A 23,287-nucleotide genomic window follows, 5' to 3' on the forward strand; every position below is an offset into this window, starting at 1 on the left:
GTGGAGTTCCGCATCCGGTAACGGAACCCGCACAGCCGAGTGCGCCATTGCCCTCGTCTGCATCCAGCGAACTGTCAATTACGACCTATCGGCGACGGAGCTTGCCGCGTCGCCTCGAACAGGCTGCGCAGCGAAGGCGTGCCCGCCCATGGCGTCAAGAGCCAGGCCAGCACGGTAGGCGTACGGCGCCGTGACTACTGACCCACTCCCCAGAAGCCAGCAACCGCATTAGCTGGCTGGCCACTTACTGGAAGGATAAACCGGCAGATCATGCGCTATCCATCACAAAGAAGAAGGAGGAGACAGTCATCCGTGCTCGTTGTCTCTGCAGCGACCGCGTTGATTGCTTCGACCTTCACCACGACCGCCGCACAAGCAGCGATACCGAACTCTCCGAAGAAGTCGGCGCAAAAGCAGGCCGTCACACCGGAGAAGAAGCCCGCGTCGGCGGTCCCGCTGAAAGATCGTGACACCGTTCTCGGGAAGGGCTGGAAGACCTCCGCGGACCGGGCTGTGACCGCCGTCGCCGACAGCGACGGCCTCCATCTGATGGTCGCCGACAGCAGGAACGGCTACAGCTGGAAGACGGCTGCGGTGCTGAGTGAGCCTCAGCTGCCGGCCGACACCTGGATCGGCAACCAATGCGTCATGGACGACCATCACGCTGCTGTCGTCTACGCTCCCCGTACCTTCGCCAACAAGCCCGACCTGATGATGGGCGGCGGGTTCGCGGCGATCGTGAACCTGGACGACGGCAGCGTCACCAAGCTGCCGTTCACCGCGTCCCTGGCCTACTTCGACCCCACGTGCAGCCCGGCCACGCACACCGCCGTCTTCACCGCGCTGCGCGACACCAAGACCCGTCTGATCACGGTGAACATCAAGGGTGCCACGGTCGCGGACACCACCGCGAAGGGCGAGATAACCTCCGCCGTCCCCACCAGGGACGGTGTGATCGCCGCCGCCGGGAACCGGCTCGTCCACGTCGACCGCAAGGGCCGGACAGCCCAGCTCGCCGCCACGAAACACGCGCCGTACGGCATCCGTGTGAGCGGTGACGGCACGGTCAGCTACATCGACCGCACCGGTGACACCGACGCCAACGTGCAGACCTACGCGCACGGCAGGAAGACGACCGTCGCCAGCGGCAGACTCACCGCGATGAACCTGCGCCAGGGCACGGACGGCACCGTCTACCTCACCGGCAGCGCCAGCCACGGCAAGAGCTTCGCGGCCAGCGGTATCAAGCAGTTGAACGTGTCACCCGATGCGGAGCTCTCCACCCGTGGCCGCCTCGCTGTCGACCCGGTGGTCTCCCCGGCCGTACAGGCGGGTGTCGACAACGTCGCGAACGCCGGCCGCGACTTCACCAAGACCTCGACCAAGGAACCCGCGGCCGAGAAGACGACGGGCCACACCGACCATGCCCTGACGGTCACCGGCACGGTGGCGGGCACGGGTCGGCACACGAAGCAGCAGACCGCCGAACCCGACACCACCGCGGGCGGTACGCCGTCGCCGGCGCTGACCGGCTCCTCCAAGCCGCAGCTGTCCACGATGAGCATGCTGACCACGGCCGACGACGCCAGGGCGCATGACCCGGTCGACACCGACGCCTGGTGCTCCGTGCCCCGCAACGACGTCAAGTCCCAGGCCCTCCAGCCGACCCCGAACCAGGTCGAATGGGCCGTGGACATGGCCGTCCGGAACGATCTGCGCTCCAGCTACCTCACCCAGGGCGGCTGGCGCTCGCAGACCGGGCTCGCCACCATCGACCCCCAGGGTATGTTTCCCGACCCGCCGCTGAACACCGGCAGCGGACAACGCATACCCGCCCAGGTCGAACTGGGTATCCTCGCCCAGGAGTCCAACCTGTGGCAGGCCGAATCCGGCGCCGTCCCCGGCCAGATGGGCAGCCCCCTCGCTGCCGTCGACGGCTACTACGGCCACCAGTCCGGCGGCTCCCTCGCCGACTTCTGGGTCATCCACTGGGACAAGTCCGACTGCGGCTACGGCGTCGGCCAGGTCACCGACGGCATGCGCAAGGCCGGACACGAGAAGCCGGGTGAGAAGTCCAAGGACGTCACCACACAGCGCGCGATCGCCCTTGACTACGCCACCAACATCGCCGCCTCGCTCTACATCCTCGCCGACAAGTGGAACGAGGTGCACCAGTCCGGTCAGACGATCACCGTCAACAACGACGACCCGTCCAAGCCCGAGAACTGGTTCACCGCCGTGTGGAACTACAACCTCGGCTTCAACAAGAAGGCGGACGCGGGAACCAACGGCAACTGGGGCCTGGGCTGGTACAACAACCCCGCCAACCCCGTCTACCCCGCCTCCCGGCTGGCCTTCCTGAACACGGACCTCGACCCGCTGGCCGCCAAGGACGCCGCACATCCCCAGAACTGGCCCTACGAGGAGAAGGTGATGGGCTGGGCCGCATGGTCCCAGGACACCGGCCACTCCTACGCCACCTCCGGCCGCCAGGACTGGCCCGGCGAGTCCGGCTTCTCCTCCGCCGGCTTCTACCCCGCCTCCTGGAACGGCACCGCCGGGACCGTCATCGACCCGGCCAGCGGGAAATACCGCCGGGCCCATGTGTCGCCGCCGCTCGACGCGTTCTGCAACACCAAGAACAACTGCAACACGGCCAACCCGCCCAACTGCCCCACCGCCGCCTGCTACGCCCAGTACTGGTGGCACGAATCCAACGTCACCTGGAAATCCGACTGCGCCACCAGCTGCGGCAACGAGCACATCAAGTACCTCACCTTGGTCAGCGAGCCCGGCCGCGGTTACCGCCTCCAGTACGGCACGCCCGTCTGCACCGGCGCACCCTCGGGCGCGCAGGTCGTCGAGTCCGTACCGGCCGGAACCGACACCTGGGGCGGCTGCGGCACCACCACGACCGACGGATCATTCCAGTTCACCTTCTACGCCGATCCCAAGGCCACCGGACCGGGCCTCGGGCAGTACGACGCGAAAGCCGACCTGCACCAGATCGGCGGCGGCTACGGCGGCCACTTCTGGTACACGCACACCCGCAACGAGGACTATCTGGGCGGTAAGACGTCCGGCTCGATGACGATCCGCGGCACGTGGACCCCCAGCCGCACCTTGGACCTCGCCGAGGTCTACGTGTACGTTCCGGACACCGGGGCGCAGGCGCATCAGGCTCACTACGAGATCAGCGGGGCCGTCGGCGGTCCGTACGACCGGTACGTCGACCAGGACGGCAACAACAACAAGTGGGTCTCGCTGGGCGCCTTCAAGTTCGACGGCACGCCGAGTGTGAGCCTGTCGAACTACACGCCCACGGGTAGCGCGGACGACGACATCGCCTTCGGTGCCGTGGCCTTCCAGCCGGTACAGGGCACGTTCGTGCACCGCACGCTGACGGCGGCCTCGGTCTTCGACCCCAACCAGGAGCTCAACTCCAACTGGCCGGTCTCCGAGCTCAACACGCCCATCCGGGCGATGAAGGACCTCTACAACTGGGCCACCGAGCTGTCGTACGGCACGGATGGGGGCCCGCTGTGGGACGGCAGCCCGAGCAATGTGGTGACGGCCAGCGGTCTGACGTCGTGGCCCAAGTGCACGACCGAAGCCAACAAGGACGAGTGCGTAGGTCCCCAGACCTACAACGCGGGTGAACAGTGGTACCAGGACATCAAGGCCGGCGGCTACACGGTGAAGGCCGACGGCTCGGTGCCGACCATGTCCATCCCGAAGTGGATGGGCATGTCCAACGTACGCCCGAACCCGTCGGCCTCTCCTGACCAGGCGTTCAAGGACCCGAACAGCTACAAGATCAAGAGCGATGTCAGCGTGACGTTCGTGAAGGACGACACCGGACACATCATCTCGGGCAGCCAGAGCGCGAGCTACGACGTGCGGGTCGGTAACGCCCACCTGCCCGTCTTCGTCACCCAGCTGATCAAGGCGATCTCGTCGGACTACGGCATCGCCACCCCCGACCTGACCTACACGACCCCTGACGCGCTGGAGTACGGACGGACCTACACCGCCGACCCCCTCCAGGACGGCGACACCCCGGGGCAGGCGTACTTCCCGCACTTCCGGGGCGCGCGGCTGAACTCGGACAACACCTGCGTGGACTTCCGTGCCGTGGGCGGCGGTGTCCACGGGTACCGCGCCATGATCGGCCACACTTCCGTCAACGACAACGTCAAGGCCTGGGTCGACAAGGTCGACAACAGCCCCGACACCAACTTCTCGGTGCGCCGGGTGGCGGAGGACATCTACTCGATGTTCTTCAAGAACTCCGGCGACTGGAACAACAACATGTGGGGCACCATGATCGGCAACGCCCCGCCGATCTGGCACGACATCGCGGCCGCGTTCTGCGCCGACGGTTCCGTGAAGCCCACACACAAGGAGGGGAACGGGGACGCGGACCCCAGCAATGGTCTCGTGTGGCAGAGCTACATGCCCGACCTCTACGTCTACATCGACGGAACGATGACCGACGACCTCGGACGTCCGTCCAGCACACGGGTGCACGCAGGGGACTGGAAGGACTTCTCCAACTTCCCGGTCACCGCGCCCAACGGCAACGCGTTCGGCAGCTGCGACGCCTCCGGCCGGGGCAGCGGCGGCAACCCGTGGGGCGTGGACCCTCCCGTCCCGCTCTTCGGGGACGGTCCCGGAAACCGGCCCTCGAAGGTCTTGCACTGCGACGACCCGGGGACAGAGTTCCTGACCAACCTGACGCCGTAGGCGCGGATGATTGAATGACCGGGTGTCGGGCCCAGGGCCCGACACCCGGTTGCCGTAGGAAAAACACAGAGACGACAAGGAAGACAGAGAGGCGCGTCATGGGGGCAGGATTCCTTTTCGTGTTCGTCCCGCTTTTCCTGTACCTGACGCCTATGACGTTGCTGTGCGTGAAGATCGCCGATCGGACCTCGTGGAAAATGGGGCTCGTCTTCGCGAGCGTCCTCATATTCCTCCCCGCCGCGCTAGCCGCGGGCTGGATCCTCGTGGGAACCGGCGTCCTGTGAACCGAAAGGCCGAAGAGTCGTGACCGTCATAGTCGTCGCACTGGCGGCGGTACTCGGGGCCGTGGCCTACGGCTGGCCCCTCGTGCCGCTGGTCGTCTACCCCATGCGCCGATGGCGGGGTTTCTGGGCCGCGCTCTACTGTGGTGTGCTGGGCGCGGTCGGCGCGGTGGAGTTCCGCGACCTTCACTACATGGTCGGCGACTTCTTCGAGGCATCCGTGATCACCTCGTCGCTCAGAGCGCTCGTCGAAGCGACCGGGCTCGCGGAACGGGCGCGCAGAAGGCGGCGGGAATCCCGCGCCCGAGCCCATGAGACCAGGTGACCTGCGGACATGACCGTCGACCTCAGCGGCGCCTATAGTGGATCAAGCGCTCCTGTGACGACCGGGGACTTCTATCACCTCAGCGGCACGAGCAGGCCGCCGAACACGGACAACCCGTACACGGACTGCGCGATGGACAGCGGACACGCCGGGAACCCGTGGGGCATCACCGTCCTGACGGACGCGTAACTCCCGTCACGCCTGGCGGCGTGAAAATCGGCGTGCGCCGGACTCCTTGAGTTGTGTGCTTCCAGGCGCCCTGCCGATCGAGATGTGTGCGCCTTGACCATGAACGTAGGGGCTGTCCGCGCACGTCGATGAGGTTTGGGCTGGTGCGCCCGAGAAAGAGTCTGAGGCGGGAGCCAGCCAGGGGTCGCCGACTGTTGCCTCGTGCACGCCGATCAGCCTTTCCGTTCCCCTCCGGTTCTCCGGGCAGCCTCCGCCCAGCAACAGGCCATGGGAGGCAGGGTGGATGAGTCGCGAGAAGAACTGCAGGAGGAAGCGGTAGCCCGGGTCGCCGCGATCGACATTGCCAAGAACAGCGGGGTCGTCTGCATGCGGCTCCCGCACGATCAGGGTCCGCCCTTCCTTCGTGCCGCCCAAGCCGGTCCGGCAGCTGAGGGACTTCACCCGTACATCGGCCCGGACATGAGCGTTTTCCCCTCACCGGATCACCTCGCGTCCTGGGCGAAACTCTGCCCCCGCACCATCCAGTCCGGAGCCAAGAGCACCACGGGCCCGGCGGGCAAGGGCAACCCATGGCTCAAGGGCGCTCTCGGCGAAGCGGCCAGCGCCGCCGCACGAACCGACACCTTCCTCGGCGCCCGCTACCGCCGCCTGGTCAAACGCCGGGGCCACGCCAAGGCCCTGGTCGCCGTCGCCCGCTCGATCCTGATCATCACTTGGCACCTCATCAACGACCCGCAGGCCTGCTACCAGGAACTCGGACCAGACTGGCACCACAAGCACCTCAACCCGCAGCGCAGGACACGCGATCTCGTCCGGCAGCTCGAACACCTCGGCCACACCGTCACCCTCGCCCCGACTGTTGCGTGACCGCGCACCACAGACTCATCCGGCCGGCTTCGCCGACCGGATGCTGCCGCCTGCCCACCTGAGCATTGATTTTCCGTTCAGCGTCATCAGCGGGCACCGACCCGTCGACTGCCCACTTCTGCGGAGCACCGGCGAAGGCCCCTGACCCCGAATACACCCGATAGCGCGCACCTGACGCCCACCGTAGGGTCGGGCCCCGACTGGTCTGACCTGGGGACTCTCCAGGCTGTTGGTCACGCCATAGCCCGGAAAAGCAGAAAACCCCTGATGAACAGGGGTCTCAGTTGGTGTCCGAGGGGGGACTTGAACCCCCACGCCCGATAAAGGGCACTAGCACCTCAAGCTAGCGCGTCTGCCATTCCGCCACCCGGACCAGGTGTCTGCCGCCTGACCGGGGATGTTCCCCGCGGCGACATGGACAACAATACCAAGCTTTCGGAGTGCCCTTCACCTGCGTTTCCGTCGGCATATCCGCAGGTGGGCGCCACCTCACCGAGCGTGTCCGGTTTGCTACCGGCCGGGGCGGGCGGCACGCGCGGGCTCGGAGCGGGGCCGCCGCACAGCACCGTGGAGTCCGTCGCCGAGCACGCCCGGGTGCTGGACGCGCACGGCGCCGAACCGGCCGGAATCCGGCGGCGACCGTCCACCCGGTCCGGGTCCCGGTGTCGTACGACGACCCGGCGGCGACCGGTGCCACAGACCTCCCCCTGGTCCGCGCCGGGGCGAACCGCATCGTGCCGAGGAGGTCATGGCCCCGGGGCTCGCCCTCACGGCATGAGCTGGTACTCCGGGAAGTTCCCCGGCAGCCGCTCCCCCACCGGCCCCTGTGTCACCGCGCGCACCAGCAGTTCGCCGCCGACGAAGGCGCCCCGCCAGGACGCGCCGAAGCCGCCGAACAGTTCGTCCCGGTCGCCGCGTGAACGCGGTGTGCCGTGACCGACCTTGAAGGCGCGGATCTGCGGGGCCAGCCGCGCGAAGGTGGCCTCGTCGTCGGTGGAGAGGGTGGCGACCAGCGCGCCGTTGGACGCGTTCATGGCGGCCAGCAGTTCGGCCTCGGTGTCGACCAGGACGATCGTGTCGACCGGGCCGAACGGTTCCGCGTGGTGGAGCGGGGAGGACCGGGGCGGGTTGAGCAAAGTGACCGGGTGGACGTACGCCGAGGTGTCCTGGCCGGGCAGGAAGCGCGCGTCCGCCGGGCGGCCGCGGTGCAGCGGGACGGCGCCGCGGTCGACGGCCTCGGCCACCTGGTCGGTCAGGTCCTTGGCCTTGGCCGCGTTGATCACCGGCCCGAAGTCCAGCTCGGGCGGCGGATCGGCGGGGTCGCGGACCGCGAGAGGGTGGCCCACACGCAGCCCCCGGACCGCCGGGAGGTAGGCGGTCAGGAACTCGTCGAACAGCTCGCGCTGGACGACGAAGCGCGGGTAGGCGGTGCATCGCTGCTTGCCGTAGTCGAAGAGCTTGGGGACGACGGCGGTGAACGCCTCCCAGCCGGTGAAGTTCCAGATGCCCCAGGTGTTGAGCCCCTCCTGTTCGAGGACGTGCCGCTTGCCGAGGTCGGCGACGGCGGTGGCCACCGCGGCCCCCGTGTCCCGGCCGCCGACGAAGGAGACACAGCCGATCTCCGGCGCCCGCACCAGCACCTCGGACAGCTCGCCCCCGCTGCCGCTCAGCAGGGTCACCGGCAGGCCCTCCCGGGCGGCCAGCGCGCAGGCCAGGGTGAGACAGGCGACCCCACCGTCGGTCGGGGTCTTCGCCACCACCGCGTTGCCCGCCAGGGCCTGGACCAGTACCGCGTGAACGAGCACGCTCATCGGGTAGTTCCAGCTGGCGATGTTGGACACCGGCCCGTCCAGCGGGGCACGCCCCGCGAGCATCGGCTCGATGCCGTCGACGTACCAGCGCACCCCGTCGATCGCCCGGTCCACGTCCGCCTGGGCCAGCCGCCAGGGCTTGCCGATCTCCCAGACGAGCAGCAGGGCGAGCAGTTCGCGGTGTTCGGTCAGGGCGTCCAGGGTGGCGGCCACCCTGGCCCGGCGCTCGTCCAGCGGGACGTGCCGCCAGGCGCGATGCTGGTCGAGGCAGGCGCGTACGGCCCGGTGGGCGGTGCCGCGGTCGAGCCGTGGGGGTCCGGCGATGGGGCTGCCGTCGACGGGGCTGGTCGCGGGCAGCGGGCGGCCGTCGGGCCGCCAGGTGCCCGCCCAGAGGTTGAGGATCCGGTCGTCCCGGAACGCCTCGGGGGCGAGGGCGAGACAGCGTGCCCAGGCGTCGTCCCAGCCGGTGCCGGGCTTGCGGACAAGGACCATGATCAACCCCCGGCTTCCAGGAGCTCCAGCACCAGCCGGGCGGTCTCGGTCGGTGTGCTCCCCACCCGCACCCCGACCGCTTCCAGCGCCTCCTGCTTGGCCCGCGCGGTGCCGGCCGAACCGGAGACGATGGCGCCCGCGTGGCCCATGGTGCGGCCCTCGGGCGCGGTGAACCCGGCGATGTAGCCGACGACCGGCTTGGTGACGTGCTCCCGGATGTAGGCGGCGGCCCGTTCCTCCGCGTCGCCGCCGATCTCCCCGATGAGGACGACGAGTTCGGTGTCGGGGTCCTCCTGGAAGGCGGCCAGGCAGTCGATGTGGTTCGTGCCGACGACCGGGTCGCCGCCGATGCCCACGCAGGTGGAGAAGCCGATGTCCCGCAGCTCGTACATGAGTTGGTAGGTCAGCGTGCCCGACTTGGAGACGAGACCGATCCGGCCCGGCTTGGTGATGTCGGCGGGGATGATGCCCGCGTTGGACTGGCCGGGGGTGATCAGGCCGGGGCAGTTGGGGCCGATGACCCGGGTGCCGTTCCGCTTCGCGTACGAGGTGAAGGACACCGAGTCGTGGACCGGGATGCCCTCGGTGATCACCACCGCGAGGCCGATGCCGGCGTCGGCCGCCTCCAGCACCGCCGCCTTGGCGAACGCGGGCGGCACGAAGACGACCGTGACATCGGCGCCGGTCGCGGCCATGCCCTCGGCGACCGTGCCGAAGACCGGGACCGCACGCTCGTCGAAGTCGACGCTCTGCCCGGCCTTTCGCGGGTTGACCCCGCCGACGACATCGGTCCCTGCGGCGAGCATCCGCCGGGTGTGCTTCATGCCCTCGCCGCCGGTCATGCCCTGGACGAGGACCTTGCTCTCCTTGGTGAGGTAGATCGCCATGACAGAACTCCTCAGGCCGTGGTGGCGAGTTCGGCGGCGCGGCGGGCGGCGCCGTCCATCGTGGTGGCCTGTTCGACCAGGGGGTGCGCACGTCCGTCGAGGATCGCCCGGCCGCGCGCCGCGTTGTTGCCGTCGAGGCGGACCACCAGCGGCTTGGTCAGCCGGACGGTCTCCAGGGCCTGCACGATCCCGTCGGCGACCGCGTCGCACGCCGTGATCCCGCCGAAGACGTTGACGAAGACCGACTTCACCGACGGGTCGGACAGGATGACCGAGAGTCCGTCGGCCATGACCTGGGCGGAGGCTCCGCCGCCGATGTCCAGGAAGTTGGCGGGGCTCGCGCCGCAGCCGGCCACCACGTCCAGGGTGGACATCACCAGGCCGGCTCCGTTGCCGATGATGCCGACCTCGCCGTCCAGCTTGACGTAGTTGAGGCCCTTGGCGGCGGCCGTCGCCTCCAGCGGGTCGTGGTGCCCGTCCTCGTCGGCGCCCCAACGTGCCTGCCGGAAGCGGGCGTTGTCGTCAAGGCTGACCTTGCCGTCGAGCGCCAGGATCCGGCCCTCCTTGGTCCGCACGAGCGGGTTCACCTCCACGAGCAGGGCGTCCTCGCGGACCAGCACCTCCCAGAGCCGTACCAGGACGTCCACCGTCTGCGGTGGCAGTCCGGCGGCCCCGGCGATCTCCTGGGCCTTGGCGGAGGTGACGCCCACCGCGGGATCGACGGGCACCCGGGCCACCGCCTCGGGACGGGTCGCGGCCACCTCCTCGATCTCCATGCCACCCTCGGCGGAGGCGATCGCGAGGAAGGTACCCGCCGCGCGGTCCAGGACGTAGGAGACGTAGAACTCGCTCTCGATCTCCACGGGTTGGGCCAGCATCACCTTGCCGACCGGGTGCCCCTTGATGTCCATGCCGAGGATCTGCCGGGCCGTCAGTTCCGCGGCGGCCGGGTCGGCGGCCAGCTTGACGCCGCCCGCCTTGCCCCGGCCACCGGTCTTGACCTGCGCCTTCACGACGACCCGGCCGCCGAGTCGGCGGGCGATCTCGCGGGCCTCCTTGGGCGAGTCGGTGACCTCGGCCCTCGGCACCACGATGCCGTGTTCCTCGAAGAGTTCCCTTGCCTGGTGTTCGTACAGGTCCATTCCGGCTCCTGTCTGCGAAGTCATCCAGAAGTCATCGAGAGGCCGAACTCCGATGACTGAAAAGTGCCGCACGCCCCCTGGACACCACCCACCGGATGCGGGATAACAAGCTTCATACAGTATTCGTCGACTGTATGCAATGTACGAAGACGGCATCCCACCCCTACGAAGGGACAGGACTTCGCCATGCCCCACGACACCCAGGACGTGATTTCCGGTGGTCATCTCGTTGCCAAGGCACTGAAGGCCGAGGGGGTCGACCGCGTCTACACCCTCTGCGGCGGCCACATCATCGACATCTACGACGGCTGCGTAGACGAGGGCATAGAAGTCGTCGACGTCCGCCACGAGCAGGTGGCGGCCCACGCCGCCGACGGCTACGCACGGATCACCGGCAAGCCCGGCTGCGCGGTCGTCACCGCCGGCCCGGGGACGACCGACGCCGTCACCGGGGTCGCCAACGCCTTCCGCGCGGAGTCCCCGATGCTGCTGATCGGCGGCCAGGGGGCGCTCACCCAGCACAAGATGGGGTCCCTGCAGGACCTGCCGCACGTCGACATGATGACGCCGATCACCAAGTTCGCGGCGACCGTCCCGGACACCGCCCGCGCCGCCGACATGGTCTCCATGGCGTTCCGCGAGTGCTACCACGGCGCCCCCGGCCCCTCCTTCCTGGAGATACCGCGCGACGTCCTGGACGCCAAGGTCCCGGCGGAGAAGGCGCGCGTCCCCAGGTCCGGCGCCTACCGGGCCTCCACCCGCTCGGCCGGCGACCCGGAGGCGATCGAGAAGCTCGCCGACCTCCTCGTGCACGCGGAGAAACCGGCCATCCTGCTGGGCAGCCAGGTCTGGACGACCCGGGGCACCGCGGCCGCCATCGAGCTGGTCCGCACCCTCAACATCCCGGCGTACATGAACGGCGCCGGACGCGGCACCCTGCCGCCCGGCGACCCGCACCACTTCCAGCTCTCCCGGCGGTACGCGTTCTCCAACGCCGACGTCATCGTGATCGTCGGCACCCCCTTCGACTTCCGGATGGGCTACGGCAAGCGCCTCTCCCCCGCCGCGACCGTCGTGCAGATCGACCTCGACTACCGCACGGTCGGCAAGAACCGCGACATCGACCTCGGGATCGTCGGCGACGCGGGGCTCGTCCTGAAGTCGGTGACCGAGGCCGCCTCGGGCCGCGTCAACGGTGGCGCCTCCCGGCGCAAGGAGTGGCTCGACGAGCTCCGGGCCGCCGAGCACACCGCGCTCGAGAAGCGGCTGCCCCAACTGCGGTCGGACGCCTCGCCCATCCACCCCTACCGCCTGGTCAGCGAGATCAACGACTTCCTCACCGAGGACTCGATCTACATCGGCGACGGCGGCGACATCGTCACCTTCTCCGGGCAGGTGGTACAGCCCAAGTCCCCCGGCCACTGGATGGACCCGGGCCCGCTCGGCACCCTCGGTGTCGGCGTCCCCTTCGTGCTCGCCGCCAAGCAGGCCCGCCCCGACAAGGAGGTCGTCGCCCTCTTCGGGGACGGCGCGTTCTCGCTCACCGGCTGGGACTTCGAGACGCTGGTCCGCTACGACCTCCCCTTCGTCGGGATCGTCGGCAACAACTCCTCGATGAACCAGATCCGTTACGGCCAGGCCGCCAAGTACGGCAAGGAGCGCGAGCGGGTCGGCAACACCCTCGGCGACGTCCACTACGACAAGTTCGCCCAGATGCTGGGCGGTTACGGCGAGGAGGTCCGCGACCCCGCCGACATCGGCCCCGCCCTGCGCCGGGCCCGGGAGTCGGGCAAGCCGTCGCTGATCAACGTCTGGGTCGACCCGGACGCGTACGCCCCCGGAACCATGAACCAGACCATGTACAAGTGAGGTGAACGCCGATGACCGCCAAGGCACTCGAAGGTATCCGCGTCCTCGACATGACGCACGTCCAGTCGGGGCCGTCCGCCACCCAGCTGCTCGCCTGGCTCGGCGCGGACGTCGTGAAACTGGAGGCGCCGACCGGTGACATCACGCGCAAGCAGCTGCGTGACCTCCCGGACGTCGACTCCCTCTACTTCACGATGCTCAACTGCAACAAACGGAGCATCACCCTCAACACCAAGACCGAGCGCGGCAAGCAGCTCCTCACCGAGCTGATACGCCGCTCGGACGTCATGGTGGAGAACTTCGGCCCGGGCGCGGTCGACCGGATGGGGTTCACCTGGGACCGCATCAAGGAGATCAACCCCCGGATCGTGTACGCATCCATCAAGGGGTTCGGGGAAGGCCCGTACACCGACTTCAAGGCGTACGAGGTGGTCGCCCAGGCGATGGGCGGCTCGATGGCGACCACCGGTTTCGAGGACGGGCCGCCGCTGGCCACGGGCGCGCAGATCGGTGACTCGGGCACCGGAGTGCATACAGTCGCCGGGATACTGGCGGCACTCTTCCAGCGTGAGCGGACCGGCCGCGGCCAGCGGGTCAACGTCGCCATGCAGCACGCCGTGCTCAACCTCTGCCGGGTGAAGCTGCGCGACCAGCAGCGCCTGGTGCACGGGCCGCTCGCCGAGTACCCCAACGAGGACTTCGGCACCGAGGTGCCCCGCTCCGGCAACGCCTCCGGCGGCGGCCAGCCCGGCTGGGCGGTCCAGTGCGCGCCGGGCGGCCCGAACGACTACGTGTACGTCATCGTGCAGCCCGTCGGCTGGCAGCCGATCACCCGGCTGATCGGCCGGCCGGAGCTCGCGGACGACCAGGAGTGGGCGACCCCGGAGGCCCGGCTGCCCAAGCTCGGCAAGATGTTCCAGCTGATCGAGGAGTGGTCCTCGACGCTCCCCAAGTGGGAGGTGCTGGAGAAGCTCAACGCCCACAACATCCCGTGTGGGCCGATCCTCTCCACCAAGGAGATCATCGAGGACGAGTCGCTGGTCGCCAACGAGATGGTGGTCACCGTCCCGCACCCCGAGCGGGGCGAGTTCGTCACCGTCGGCAGCCCGCTCAAGCTCTCCGACTCCCCCGTGGACGTGACCAGTTCACCGCTCCTGGGCGAGCACAACGCAGAGGTCTACATCGGCGAACTCGGTCTGGGCGACGAAGAGTTGCGCCTGCTCAAGTCGAACGGAGTGATCTGACGTGATGGCAGAGGACCGGGAGCTGCGGGTCCGCGCGCTCCTCGACTCCGTGCGCGCGGCGGGCCGCAACGCGCTCACCGCGCCCGAGGGCAAGGTGATCGCCGACGCGTACGGGATCGCCGTACCGGGCGAGGAACTGGCGACCGATGTCGACGAGGCGGTGGCGTACGCGGCGCGCTTCGCCGGGCCGGTGGTGATGAAGATCGTCTCGCCGGACATCCTGCACAAGACCGACGCGGGCGGGGTGATCGTCGGGGTCGAGGGCGCGGCGGACGTGCGCGCGGCCTTCCACCGGATCGTCGAGAACGCGAAGGCCTACGACGCCGACGCCCGGATCGAGGGCGTGCAGGTGCAGGAGCTGCTCCCGAAGGGGCAGGAGGTCATCGTCGGCGCGGTCACCGACCCGACCTTCGGGAAGGTGGTCGCCTTCGGGCTCGGCGGGGTGCTGGTCGAGGTGCTGAAGGACGTGACCTTCCGGCTCGCGCCCGTCTCCGCCGACGAGGCGCTGTCCATGCTCGACTCCATCCAGGCCGCCGAGGTGCTGCGGGGGGTGCGCGGGCAGGCCGGCGTGGACCGGTGGGCGGTCGCCGAGCAGATCCGGCGGGTCTCCCAACTGGTCGCGGACTTCCCGGAGATCGCCGAGGTGGACCTCAACCCGGTGATCGCCACCCCCCAGGGCGCGGTCGCCGCCGACATCCGGATCATCCTCGCCGAGAAGCAGCCGGCGCCGCGCAGGAAGTACTCCCGCGAGGAGATCCTCACCTCCATGCGCCGGCTGATGCAGCCCCGCTCGGTCGCCGTGATCGGCGCCTCCAACGAGCAGGGCAAGATCGGCAACTCGGTGATGCGCAACCTCGTCGACGGCGGCTTCGCCGGGGAGATCCATCCGGTGAACCCCAAGGCCGATGACATTCTGGGCCGCAAGGCGTACAAGAGTGTCACGGACGTTCCCGGAGAGGTGGATGTGGCCGTCTTCGCCATTCCCGCCAAGTTCGTGGCAGCGGCACTGGAGGAGGTGGGCCGGAAGAAGATCCCCAACGCCGTCCTGATCCCCTCCGGTTTCGCGGAGACCGGCGAACACGAACTCCAGGAGGAGATCGTCGCGATCGGCGAACGGTACGGCGTCCGCATCCTCGGTCCGAACATCTACGGCTACTACTCCACCTGGCAGGACCTGTGCGCCACGTTCTGCACGCCGTACGACGTGAAGGGCGGGGTGGCGCTGACGTCCCAGTCGGGCGGCATCGGGATGGCGATCCTCGGCTTCGCGCGGACCACGAAGACCGGTGTGTCGGCGATCGTGGGCCTCGGCAACAAGTCGGACCTGGACGAGGACGACCTGCTGACCTGGTTCGGCGAGGACCCGCACACCGAGTGCATCGCGATGCACCTGGAGGACCTCAAGGACGGCCGCGCCTTCGTCGAGGCGGCGCGGAACACCGTTCCGAGGAAGCCTGTCGTGGTCCTCAAGGCGGGCCGTACGGCGGCCGGTGCCAAGGCGGCCGGTTCGCATACCGGGGCTCTCGCGGGTGACGACGCGGTGTACGACGACATCCTGCGGCAGGCCGGGGTGATCCGGGCACCGGGCCTGAACGACATGCTGGAGTACGCGCGGGGCCTGCCGGTGCTGCCGGCCCCGCAGGGCGACAACGTCGTGATCATCACCGGCGCGGGCGGCAGCGGTGTGCTGCTGTCCGACGCCATCACCGACAACGGCCTGTCCCTGATGGAGATACCGCCGGACCTGGACGAGGCGTTCCGCCGCTTCATCCCGCCGTTCGGAGCCGCGGGCAACCCGGTGGACATCACGGGCGGCGAGCCGCCGTCGACGTACGAGGCGACGATCCGGCTCGGTCTCGAGGACCCGCGCATCCACGCCCTGGTCCTCGGCTACTGGCACACCATCGTCACCCCGCCGATGGTGTTCGCGGAGCTGACCGCGCGCGTGGTCGCGGAGTTCCGGGAGCGGGGCATCGAGAAGCCGGTCGTCGCCTCGCTCGCGGGGGACGTCGAGGTCGAGGAGGCCTGCCAGTACCTGTACGAGCGGGGGGTCGTGGCGTACCCGTACACGACCGAACGGCCGGTGGCCGTGCTCGGCGCCAAGTACCGCTGGGCGCGGGCGGCCGGACTGCTGGGGGGCGGCTCATGACCTAGCCGTGGAGGGGGCCGGCCGGCGGTGCGCTGCGGCCGGCCCCGGGACCCGTGCGCGCACGAAAGGCATTGGACAGGGGGCGCTGGCCAGAGCTTTCGACGCAAGGGGTGCTGAACGAACATGTCATCCATCGATCTAACGACATCCGTCCCCTTCAGGGAGGTGACGGACCGCAACGGCCGCACATACCGGATCGGCGAGACCGACGTCGATCTGATGGGCCGGACACGCAAGTGGATGGTCATCCTGCCCTGGGTGGGCATGATGGGCATCAGTTCCGCCGAGTACGCGTTCACGTCGGCGGAGGACACGCTCCACGAGGCACATCTGTGGAGCAGCGGACACATCTTCTGGCTGATGGGCGTCTGGGTGTTCTTCCAGGCGGCCGTGGCCTTCCCGGCCGGGCAACTGCGGGAGAGCGGGCGGCTTCCCGCGCGTACGGCCATGCTGATCGGCGCGGTCGGCACCCTGCTCGGCTATGTGGCGCTGGCGTTCGCGCCGAACGTGGTCGTCGCCTATCTCGGCTTCGGCATGTGCAGCGGTATCGGCGCCGGTCTCGTCTACGCGACCTGCGTGAACATGGTCGGCAAGTGGTATCCGGAGCGCAAGGGCGGCAAGACGGGCTTCGTGAACGGCGGTTTCGCCTATGGGTCCGTGCCGTTCGTGTTCCTCTTCACCTCCGTCCTCGACCTGAGCAACTACCGGGTCCTGCTCACCTCGGTCGGCGTCGGACTGTGTCTGGTGGTGGCGTCGGCGGGCTGGTTCTTCAGGGATCCGCCGAAGAACTGGTGGCCGCCGCACGTCGATCCCCTGAAGGCCACTCAGGATCCGCGGATAAGGCGGGCGTTGGAGAAGAACCCGCCGGCGGTCAAGCAGTACACCCCGAAGGAGGCGGCCCGTACGCCCGTGCTGTGGATGATGTGGTTCTGCCTGCTGTGCACGGCCGGGATCAACATCTTCGGCATCGCCTTCCAGGTGCCGTTCGGCAAGGACATGGGGTTCGCGGGCGGGATCGTGGCCACGGCGATGTCGTTGAAGGCGATCGTCAACGGCACCGGGCGCGGGGTCATCGGCTGGATCTCCGACCGGTACGGCCGCCGCAACACCCTGATCATCGTCTGCATCGTGCTCGGCAGCGCGCAGTTCGGTGTGCTGGTCTCCGGCCAGATGGGCAGCATGCCGTTCTTCCTGTTCTGCTCCATGGTCTCCGGGTTCGGCGGCGGGGCGATCTTCCCGCTGTTCGCGGCCATGACGGCGGACTACTTCGGTGAGAACAACAACGCCACCAACTACGGGATGGTCTACAGCTCCAAGCTGATCTCCGGCTTGGTGGGCTCCGGTCTGGGCGCGGTCGTCGTGGGTGAGTGGGACTACCACGGCGCGTTCGTCCTGGCGGGCTCCGTCGGCCTGGCCTCCGCGGTGCTGGCGCTCTTCCTCAAGGCACCGGGCAGGCCCAGCGCCCGGCGCATCGTCCCCAACCCGCAGCCGCTCGGCGAGGAGATGGCGTGACATGACGGCAGACCCTGTAGCCACGAACAGCACGGACACCGGACGCCGCCCGTACCGCGAGGTCACGGACGCCCGCGGCCGCGTCTACCGGATCGGCGAGACCGACCGGGACATCCTCGGCCACTCCCGCAACATCATGGTGTACCTCCCCTGGATAGCCATGATGGCCATCAGCGTCTTCGAGTACGCGTACGGCTCCGCGGAGGACACCCTGTCCCACGCGCACGGCTGGACGCAGTCCAACACCTTCTGGATCCTGAGCGTCTGGGTGTTCTTCCAGGCCGGCATCGCCTTCCCGGCGGGCTGGCTGCGCGAGAAGGGCATCCTGACCGCACGGCGCGCCATGTACACCGGATCGTTCATGTGCCTGCTCGGCTTCCTGGCGCTGTCGCACATCAGCGAGATATGGCTGGCGATCATCGGCTTCGGGGTGATCGGCGGTCTCGGTTCCGGCCTGGTCTACGCGACCTGCATCAACATGGTCGGCAAGTGGTTCCCCGAACGCCGGGGCGCCCGCACGGGGTTCGTGAACGGCGGCTTCGCCTACGGCTCGCTCCCCTTCATCTTCATCTTCAACTACGCCTTCGACACGGCCAACTACCACCGGGTCCTGGACCTGATCGGCGTGTACGTGATGGTGGTCGTCCTGGTCGCCGCGTTCTTCTTCAAGGACCCGCCGAAGAACTGGTGGCCGGCCGACATCGACCCGCTCTCCCAGTCCGGGGACGCCAAGAGCGCCACGGCTCTCGCCAAGAATCCGCCCGCGGTACGGCAGTTCACGCCGAAGGAGGCGATCCGCACCGGCATGCTCCCGTTGATGTGGATCTCCATCGTGATGACGGCCGGCGTCTCGATCTTCGGTATCTCCTTCCAGGTGGACTTCGCCAAGGACGTCGGCTTCGGCCCGCTGGTCGCGGCCTCCTCGATGGGTGTGATGGCGGTCATCAACGGCATCGGGCGGGGCGTGGTCGGCTGGCTCTCCGACCGCCTCGGCCGCAAACCGACCCTCGTCTTCGTCATCGTCGTGCTTGGCCTGGCCCAGTTCGGCGTGATCTGGGCCGGTGACGTCAAGAGCGAGTGGCTGTTCCTGTTCTTCGCCTTCCTCTCCGGCTTCGGCGGCGGCGCCTTTTACCCCCTGTTCGCCGCCCTCACCCCGGACTACTTCGGCGAGAACTACAACGCCACCAACTACGGCCTGGTCTACAGCGGCAAGCTCGTCAGCGGCCTGTTCGGCGGCGGTCTCGGCTCCATGGTGGTCGGCGCCTGGGGCTACGACGGCGCGTACGCCCTGGCCGGCGGCATCTCGATGCTGGCGGCGGGGGTGGCGCTGCTGCTCCGGCAGCCGGGCCGCGGTCCGGGCACGACGGCGAAGGTGGGGGCGGTACAGCCACAAGCGGCCACCTGACGGGTCCGCTCCCTCCAGTGCGCTACTGGAGGCTCTCCTCTCACGTCGAAGCGGCCGGATCGAGTCCCGGATCGACGTCCGGGACTCAACCGTTTCCTGACTCCGGGCCGCATGCAGCCGAGTGCACACGTGAGCGGCGGCCCGTACGCTGGGTACGGACCGCCGCCCACTTGACAGTCATTCCGCTCGGAGCGGTGGGGACCTACGCGTTTCCGTCCTTGTAGACGGGGTGGTAGTCCGTCGAACCGTTGACCTTCACGACCCACACGCGGACGGGAGTTCCCTCGGGGGAGATGTCGCCGGTCTTGTAGTCCGAGCAGTACGGGGAGGAATGCCCGCGGGTGCTGACCGTGCGGTCGATGTCCCCGTCACGGCCGATGTCGAGCCGGACCTCGATGCCCCAGCCGTCTGCGGAGATGTCACAGGCCGCGATGGCGTCTCCGGGTGCGTCGCCGTAGCCGATCGGGTCGGGGCCCGGGTCGTAGTTCCAGACGCCGTACCCGCCGCCTTCGTAGGCGCCGTAGGTCCACCCTGCGGCAGACGCGGAGTTGGCCGTGACCAGCCCCAGAGCGAACGCGCACAGCGTGACGGAAGCGGCTCGCGCCTTGCTCAATCTCACGCGGTTTCCCCCTCTTCGTTGTCTGAGCCCGCCCGTTCCTTCTTTGAAAGGACCCTGGCGGGCTCCTGATGATCACGTTGAGCTTAGCGGATAGTGATCTTGCTCGTACATGGGATTACACGATCATCGTCACCTGGTACGCGCCGCACCCAGGCGCCATCGCGGTCCACGTACGCTCTCGGCCCCGCCGATCAACAGGATCACCGCCGACGGCGGGGGGATCGCGCCGGCGGCCCGGTCAGGACTTCGCGCGCTCGTGGTACGACCGCCGGGTGTGCTCGGTGTGTTCGCGCATCAGGCGGGTCGCCAGTTGTTCGTCGCGAGCCGTGATCGCCGCGATCAGTTCGCGGTGTTCGATCCAGGACTGGTGGCCGCGCTGCCGGGCCACCGGCGTGTAGTACCAGCGGACCCGGCGGTCGACCTGGGCGGCGAGTTCGGCGAGGACCGCGTTGCCGGCCAGGTCCATGATCTTGGCGTGGAACGCGGCGTTCAGGGCGACGGCCCCGTCCACGTCGTCCGCTGCGACGGCCTTCTCGCCCTCGGCGCACAGGGATTCCAGTGCGGCCACTCCCGCACTGCCCGCCTCGGCCGCCGCCAGCCGTGCCGCCTCCGCCTCCAACAGGGTGCGGACCGTGAGGAGTTGGTCGGCCTCGTCCTCCGTGGGCTCGTGGACGAACGCGCCCTGGGCGGGCCTGAGGTCGACCCAGCCCTCGGTGTTCAGCCGCTGCAGCGCCTCGCGCACCGGCTGCCGGGAGACGCCCAGGTGACCGGCGAGTTCGCTCTCGACCAGGTGCTGGCCGGGCTGGAGGGCGCGGGTGGTGATGAGTTCCAGCAGTGCCTCGTAGACGCGGTCGCGGAGCGGGCCGGGGCGTTCGAGCTTGGGCACCGCGCCCTGCGGCAGTCCGGCTGACAACATCGGTTCCCCCTTCGGCAGACACCCGTTACGAGCGGACACTCAGTATCGATTGTCTTTCGTCTACAGTCTACGGCGCACAACTGCCAGGGGAAGCGGGAGTTGACCACGTCACCCACGGGACGCGCCCCTCAGGGACATCGCACGACCTGCCCCGCGTACGACAGGTTGCCGCCGAAGCCGAACAGCAGGACCGAGTCGCCGCTGGAGACGCTCCCCTGCTCGACCAGCTTGGACAGTGCGAGCGGGATGCTCGCGGCCGAGGTGTTGCCCGATTCGGTGACGTCCCTGGCGACCACCGCGTTGACCGCGCCGATCTTCTGCGCGAGCGGCTCGATGATCCGCAGGTTCGCCTGGTGCAGCACGACGGCCGCGAGGTCGGCGGGGGTGACCCCGGCCTTCTCGCAGGCGCGCCGGGCGATGGGCGGCAGCTGGGTGGTGGCCCAGCGGTAGACGCTCTGCCCCTCCTGCGCGAACCGGGGCGGGGTGCCCTCGATGCGTACGGCGTGGCTCATCTCGGGGACGGATCCCCACAGCACCGGCCCGATCCCGGGCTCCTCGCCGGGCCCGCACGCCTCGACCACGGCCGCGCCCGCCCCGTCGCCGACCAGGACACACGTCGTGCGGTCGGTCCAGTCCGTCACCTCGGACATCTTGTCGGCGCCGATGACGAGCGCACGGGTGGCGGCACCCGCGCGGACGGTGTGGTCGGCGGTGGCGAGCGCGTGGGTGAAGCCGGCGCACACGACGTTGACGTCCATCGCGGCGGGCTGCGGGATCCCGAGCCGGGCGGCGACGCGAGCGGCCATGTTCGGGGAGCGGTCGATCGCGGTCGAGGTGGCGACCAGGACCAGGTCGATGTCCGCGGGGGTGAGGCCGGCCGCGGCGAGGGCCTTGGCCGCGGCGTGCGCGGCGAGTTCGTCGACGGGTTCGTCGGGCCCTGCGATGTGCCGGGTGCGGATGCCCACCCGGCTGCGGATCCACTCGTCACTGGTGTCCACCAGACCCGCCAGGTCCTCGTTGGTGAGCACCTTGGCGGGCTGGTAGTGGCCGACGGCGGCGATGCGCGAGCCGTTCATGGGTGGTGGGTCCCCCTCGTTGCCTCGGTGTGGGCCCACCAGTCTGTTCAGTGACTCACGGGTACGACGGCACGTAAGGCCACAGGAAACGGGCGCCCGAGTTGTCGGCTTCTTGCAGACCTTCGGACGCCCGAGCACTCTCCCGGTTCACCCGTTGAACAGCTGTGTCGCTTTCTGTACGAGTTCATACACTCCGTAGGCGAAGGGCGCGCCCACCCAGAGCCAGGCGGCGGCGATCAGCCAGCGGCGGTCGGGCTCAGGCCGGCTGCTGTCGTTCGACATCGACTGCCTCCCTCGGGGCGGGGATGTGGTGGCGGACGTTGACGGGCCGGATCAGCTCGTTGGCGACGAACCCGATGACGAGCAGTCCGATCATGATGCCGAAGGACAGCGTGTACAGGTCGCCGCCGTGCTTGCCGGCGTCCTTCTGGTGGTCGGCGATCCAGTTGACGATCAGCGGTCCGAGCACACCGGCGAGGGACCAGGCGGTGAGCAGCCGGCCGTGGATCGCACCGACCTGGTAGGTGCCGAACAGGTCCTTCAGATACGCGGGGACGGTGGCGAAGCCGCCGCCGTAGAAGGACAGGATCACCAGCGCGCAGAGGATGAACAGCGGCTTGGACGAGTCCCCGAACAACGTGATGAGTAGGTACATCAGCGCGCCGACGCCGAGGTAGACGCGGTAGATGTTCTTGCGCCCGATCACGTCGGAGGTGGACGACCAGCCGATCCGGCCCGCCATGTTGGCGGCGGACAGCAGGGCGACGAACCCGGCCGCCGCGGACACCGTCACCGGGGTGGAACTGTCGGCGAAGAAGTCCGTGATCATCGGGGCGGCCTTCTCCAGGATGCCGATGCCCGCGGTCACGTTCATGCAGAGCACGACCCACAGGCACCAGAACTGCGGGGTGCGGATCGCGGTGTTCGCCGAGACCTGCACGCCCTCGAAGGCGCTCGGCGCGTCCGCTGTGTTTTCGCGGTCCTCGCTGCGCGGCACCCGGATCAGCAGCACGCCGAGGGTCATGAAGACGGCGTACGCCAGCCCGTGCACCAGGAAGGCGAGGGCGATGCCATCGTTGTCACTGCCGAAGGACGAGAGCATCTGCGCGGACCAGGGCGAGGCGATCAGCGCACCGCCGCCGAAGCCCATGATGGCGATGCCGGTGGCCATGCCGGGCCGGTCCGGGAACCACTTGATCAGCGTGGAGACGGGCGAGATGTAGCCGATACCGAGGCCGATGCCGCCGACGAAGCCGTAGCCGAGGACGATCAGCCAGTACTGCTCGGTCTCGGCGCCGAGCGCGGAGATCAGGAAGCCGGTGGAGAAGCAGACCAGGGCGACCGTCATGGCCCAGCGCGGTCCGTTGCGCTCGACGAGGGTGCCGCCGAACGCGGCCGACAGACCGAGCATCACGATCGCGAGCTGGAAGGGCAGCGCGCTCTCGGTGCCGCTGAGGTTCAGCGCGGATTCGAGGGGCGGCTTGAAGACACTCCAGGCGTAGGCCTGGCCGATGGAGAGATGGACGGAGAGGGCGGCGGGCGGGACGAGCCAGCGGCTCCAGCCCGGCGGTGCTACAGGGGGGCTGCTCATGAGTCCCGAACGGTAGGGCCAGGCCAGGGTGGTTGAGAACCCGACGGCTCGATCGTATGCGATGAGCGGTATCCAGAATGCGCCGAACGGTCACTGTCCGAACCCTTGCCCGGCCCGACTCCATACTGTAGACAATATTTCGTCGACATGATTCGGCCGACGACCG

The 23,287-nt window shown here is 68.8% G+C and carries 18 protein-coding genes and 1 tRNA gene; 10 read left to right on the forward strand and 9 right to left on the reverse strand.

The features are described from left to right. Positions 1-312: 312 nt before the first annotated feature. The 5 genes from AB0N16_RS20050 to AB0N16_RS20070 all read left to right on the forward strand — a co-directional run bounded on the left by AB0N16_RS20050 (position 313) and on the right by AB0N16_RS20070 (position 6,408). The gene (locus AB0N16_RS20050) at positions 313-4,746 is read left to right on the forward strand and encodes a Tat pathway signal protein (protein ID WP_365798401.1); all 4,434 of its coding nucleotides are present in this window, start codon (positions 313-315) and stop codon (positions 4,744-4,746) included. Positions 4,747-4,844: 98 nt separating this feature from the next. Next, positions 4,845-5,030 carry a hypothetical protein gene (locus AB0N16_RS20055; protein WP_365798403.1) on the forward strand — a complete coding sequence of 62 codons (186 nt, stop codon included), beginning with the start codon at positions 4,845-4,847 and terminating at the stop codon, positions 5,028-5,030. 19 nt (positions 5,031-5,049) lie between these two features. Beyond that, the gene (locus AB0N16_RS20060) at positions 5,050-5,352 is read left to right on the forward strand and encodes a hypothetical protein (protein WP_365798405.1); all 303 of its coding nucleotides are present in this window, start codon (positions 5,050-5,052) and stop codon (positions 5,350-5,352) included. A 9-nt stretch (positions 5,353-5,361) separates the two neighbouring features. Next, on the forward strand, positions 5,362-5,541 hold the full coding sequence (locus AB0N16_RS20065) for a hypothetical protein (protein WP_365798407.1): 180 nt from the start codon (positions 5,362-5,364) through the stop codon (positions 5,539-5,541). Positions 5,542-6,000: 459 nt separating this feature from the next. Beyond that, positions 6,001-6,408, forward strand: coding sequence for a transposase (locus AB0N16_RS20070; protein ID WP_365798409.1), 408 nt, complete (start codon positions 6,001-6,003; stop codon positions 6,406-6,408). A gap of 285 nt (positions 6,409-6,693) precedes the next feature. Here AB0N16_RS20070 and AB0N16_RS20075 read toward each other — a convergent pair. The 4 genes from AB0N16_RS20075 to sucC all read right to left on the reverse strand — a co-directional run bounded on the left by AB0N16_RS20075 (position 6,694) and on the right by sucC (position 10,740). Beyond that, positions 6,694-6,781 (reverse strand) — tRNA-Leu (locus AB0N16_RS20075). Between the two features lie 394 nt (positions 6,782-7,175). Further along, positions 7,176-8,711: an aldehyde dehydrogenase family protein gene (locus AB0N16_RS20080; protein WP_365798412.1), complete on the reverse strand. Its 1,536-nt coding sequence runs from the start codon at positions 8,709-8,711 to the stop codon at positions 7,176-7,178. A 2-nt stretch (positions 8,712-8,713) separates the two neighbouring features. After that, entirely contained in the window at positions 8,714-9,598 is an 885-nt protein-coding gene (sucD, locus tag AB0N16_RS20085) for a succinate--CoA ligase subunit alpha (protein ID WP_365798414.1), read from the reverse strand. Positions 9,599-9,609: 11 nt separating this feature from the next. Then, positions 9,610-10,740 carry an ADP-forming succinate--CoA ligase subunit beta gene (gene sucC / locus AB0N16_RS20090; RefSeq protein ID WP_365798416.1) on the reverse strand — a complete coding sequence of 377 codons (1,131 nt, stop codon included), beginning with the start codon at positions 10,738-10,740 and terminating at the stop codon, positions 9,610-9,612. A gap of 186 nt (positions 10,741-10,926) precedes the next feature. On the opposite strand from sucC, the gene AB0N16_RS20095 reads away from it, so the two are divergent. The 5 genes from AB0N16_RS20095 to AB0N16_RS20115 all read left to right on the forward strand — a co-directional run bounded on the left by AB0N16_RS20095 (position 10,927) and on the right by AB0N16_RS20115 (position 18,919). After that, positions 10,927-12,609 (forward strand): thiamine pyrophosphate-binding protein, encoded by a 1,683-nt coding sequence (locus tag AB0N16_RS20095; RefSeq protein WP_365798418.1) that lies wholly within the window; start codon positions 10,927-10,929, stop codon positions 12,607-12,609. An 11-nt stretch (positions 12,610-12,620) separates the two neighbouring features. Continuing rightward, positions 12,621-13,853, forward strand: coding sequence for a formyl-CoA transferase (gene frc, locus AB0N16_RS20100; RefSeq protein ID WP_365798420.1), 1,233 nt, complete (start codon positions 12,621-12,623; stop codon positions 13,851-13,853). A 4-nt stretch (positions 13,854-13,857) separates the two neighbouring features. Further along, entirely contained in the window at positions 13,858-16,002 is a 2,145-nt protein-coding gene (locus AB0N16_RS20105) for an acetate--CoA ligase family protein (RefSeq protein ID WP_365798422.1), read from the forward strand. A 123-nt stretch (positions 16,003-16,125) separates the two neighbouring features. After that, positions 16,126-17,514 carry an OFA family MFS transporter gene (locus AB0N16_RS20110; RefSeq protein WP_365798424.1) on the forward strand — a complete coding sequence of 463 codons (1,389 nt, stop codon included), beginning with the start codon at positions 16,126-16,128 and terminating at the stop codon, positions 17,512-17,514. A gap of 1 nt (position 17,515) precedes the next feature. Next, positions 17,516-18,919 (forward strand): OFA family MFS transporter, encoded by a 1,404-nt coding sequence (locus tag AB0N16_RS20115; RefSeq protein WP_365798426.1) that lies wholly within the window; start codon positions 17,516-17,518, stop codon positions 18,917-18,919. 202 nt (positions 18,920-19,121) lie between these two features. Here the strand turns inward: AB0N16_RS20115 and AB0N16_RS20120 are convergent, their stop codons facing one another. The 5 genes from AB0N16_RS20120 to AB0N16_RS20140 form a co-directional block, all read right to left on the reverse strand. Then, the gene (locus AB0N16_RS20120; protein ID WP_365798583.1) at positions 19,122-19,532 is read right to left on the reverse strand and encodes a hypothetical protein; all 411 of its coding nucleotides are present in this window, start codon (positions 19,530-19,532) and stop codon (positions 19,122-19,124) included. 244 nt (positions 19,533-19,776) lie between these two features. Then, positions 19,777-20,454, reverse strand: a complete 678-nt coding sequence (locus AB0N16_RS20125) for a GntR family transcriptional regulator (RefSeq protein ID WP_365798428.1) — start codon at positions 20,452-20,454, stop codon at positions 19,777-19,779. 128 nt (positions 20,455-20,582) lie between these two features. Further along, a complete protein-coding gene (locus AB0N16_RS20130; RefSeq protein ID WP_365798430.1) occupies positions 20,583-21,530 on the reverse strand; it encodes a beta-ketoacyl-ACP synthase III in 948 nt (315 codons plus the stop codon). A gap of 147 nt (positions 21,531-21,677) precedes the next feature. Continuing rightward, complete coding sequence (locus AB0N16_RS20135) at positions 21,678-21,812, reverse strand: hypothetical protein (protein WP_365798432.1); 135 nt, start codon at positions 21,810-21,812, stop codon at positions 21,678-21,680. Continuing rightward, entirely contained in the window at positions 21,787-23,121 is a 1,335-nt protein-coding gene (locus tag AB0N16_RS20140; protein WP_365798434.1) for an OFA family MFS transporter, read from the reverse strand. The genes AB0N16_RS20135 and AB0N16_RS20140 overlap by 26 nt, the downstream gene beginning before the upstream one ends. Between the last annotated feature and the right edge of the window lie 166 nt (positions 23,122-23,287).

The sequence above is a fragment of the Streptomyces sp. NPDC051105 genome (genome assembly GCF_040682795.1).
Taxonomy (GTDB): Bacteria; Actinomycetota; Actinomycetes; order Streptomycetales; family Streptomycetaceae; genus Streptomyces.

Coding starts and splice junctions, on each gene's coding strand:
- sucC (WP_365798416.1), bottom strand. CDS start 10,740: ATGGACCTGTACGAACACCAGGCAAGGGAACTCTTCGAGGAACACGGC.
- AB0N16_RS20055 (WP_365798403.1), top strand. CDS start 4,845: ATGGGGGCAGGATTCCTTTTCGTGTTCGTCCCGCTTTTCCTGTACCTG.
- AB0N16_RS20070 (WP_365798409.1), top strand. CDS start 6,001: ATGAGCGTTTTCCCCTCACCGGATCACCTCGCGTCCTGGGCGAAACTC.
- sucD (WP_365798414.1), bottom strand. CDS start 9,598: ATGGCGATCTACCTCACCAAGGAGAGCAAGGTCCTCGTCCAGGGCATG.
- AB0N16_RS20095 (WP_365798418.1), top strand. CDS start 10,927: ATGCCCCACGACACCCAGGACGTGATTTCCGGTGGTCATCTCGTTGCC.
- AB0N16_RS20115 (WP_365798426.1), top strand. CDS start 17,516: ATGACGGCAGACCCTGTAGCCACGAACAGCACGGACACCGGACGCCGC.
- frc (WP_365798420.1), top strand. CDS start 12,621: ATGACCGCCAAGGCACTCGAAGGTATCCGCGTCCTCGACATGACGCAC.
- AB0N16_RS20135 (WP_365798432.1), bottom strand. CDS start 21,812: ATGTCGAACGACAGCAGCCGGCCTGAGCCCGACCGCCGCTGGCTGATC.
- AB0N16_RS20110 (WP_365798424.1), top strand. CDS start 16,126: ATGTCATCCATCGATCTAACGACATCCGTCCCCTTCAGGGAGGTGACG.
- AB0N16_RS20065 (WP_365798407.1), top strand. CDS start 5,362: ATGACCGTCGACCTCAGCGGCGCCTATAGTGGATCAAGCGCTCCTGTG.
- AB0N16_RS20105 (WP_365798422.1), top strand. CDS start 13,858: ATGGCAGAGGACCGGGAGCTGCGGGTCCGCGCGCTCCTCGACTCCGTG.
- AB0N16_RS20140 (WP_365798434.1), bottom strand. CDS start 23,121: ATGAGCAGCCCCCCTGTAGCACCGCCGGGCTGGAGCCGCTGGCTCGTC.
- AB0N16_RS20130 (WP_365798430.1), bottom strand. CDS start 21,530: ATGAACGGCTCGCGCATCGCCGCCGTCGGCCACTACCAGCCCGCCAAG.
- AB0N16_RS20080 (WP_365798412.1), bottom strand. CDS start 8,711: ATGGTCCTTGTCCGCAAGCCCGGCACCGGCTGGGACGACGCCTGGGCA.
- AB0N16_RS20125 (WP_365798428.1), bottom strand. CDS start 20,454: ATGTTGTCAGCCGGACTGCCGCAGGGCGCGGTGCCCAAGCTCGAACGC.